This window comes from Aquabacterium sp., from assembly GCF_050725395.1.
GTDB lineage: Bacteria > Pseudomonadota > Gammaproteobacteria > Burkholderiales > Burkholderiaceae_C > Aquabacterium.
Map to the genome: position 1 here is coordinate 1 of NZ_JBOHHL010000104.1, position 1,137 is coordinate 1,137.

Here is a 1,137-nt window from a genome sequence, read left to right on the forward strand (position 1 = left end):
GTGCATGGGGATGAAGCTTAAGGCCTAGGAAAAGGGGCGCAGAAGATCGAGCGAATGGGCGTGCCATGCCATCAGGACAAACCTAGGGAAATGCTGATCAATAGGTCGCTGCGGGCACGGCCCGTGCATGCGTGAAGACATCGCAAGTCACAGCACCACCGAGATGAACCAACGCAGCTTTGCCAGCGCCGAGTACGCGATGAAGAAGAAGCGCACGCGGCGCGAGAAGTTCTTGGCCGACATGGAGCGCGTCGTGCCGTGGTCTCGTCTGATTGCCGTGATCGAGCCGCTGTACCCCACGCGCGGGCGCGTCGGCCGACAGCCGATCGGCGTTCCCCGGATGCTGCGCATGTACTGTCTCCAGCAGTGGTACGGCCTGGCCGACGAAGCGCTGGAGGACGCGCTGTACGACAGTCAGGCACTGCGCGATTTCGTGGGCATCGACCTGTCGCACGAGTCCGTGCCTGACGCCACCACGCTGCTGAAGTTCAGGCGACTGCTGTTGGACAACGACCTCACCAAGGCCCTGTTCGAGGAGATCAACGCGCATCTTGCCGAGCAAGGGCTTCTGATGCGCGCGGGCACCATCGTGGACGCGACCATCATCGCCGCGCCCAGTTCGACCAAGAACGAGGGCAAATCGCGCGATCCCGAGATGCATCAGACCAAGAAGGGAAATGCCTGGCACTTCGGCATGAAAGCGCACATCGGGGTGGATGCCGAGTCGGGTCTGGTGCACACGGTGGTGGGCACGGCGGCCAACGTCAACGACGTGACGCAAGCCGGCGCGCTGCTGCACAGCCAGGAGTCGGTGGCCTTCGGCGATGCCGGCTACCGGGGCGTGCACAAGCGCGAAGAAGCGCAAGGCCCGAAGTGGCACGTGGCGATGCAGCCGGGCAAGCGCCGGCAGCTGGACCTGACGCGCAAGTGGGCGCGCCTGCTGGAGAAGGCCGAGCAGCTGAAGGCGAGCATCCGGGCCAAGGTCGAGCATCCGTTCCATGTGATCAAGAACCTGTTTCGCCACAAGAAGACCCGCTACAAGGGCCTTGCGAAGAACCAGGCGCAGCTGTTCAGCCTGTTCGGCCTGGCCAATCTGGTCATCGCCAAGAGGTCGTTGCTGGTCGCTCATACCCGAGG

Annotated in this window: 1 protein-coding gene; it reads left to right on the forward strand. The window is 63.5% G+C overall.

The genetic code is table 11. The annotated features are described in order from the left end of the window. Positions 1-163: 163 nt before the first annotated feature. On the forward strand, positions 164-1,137 hold a 974-nt coding region (locus ACREB4_RS21310; protein WP_431590241.1), incomplete at its 3' end, for an IS5 family transposase.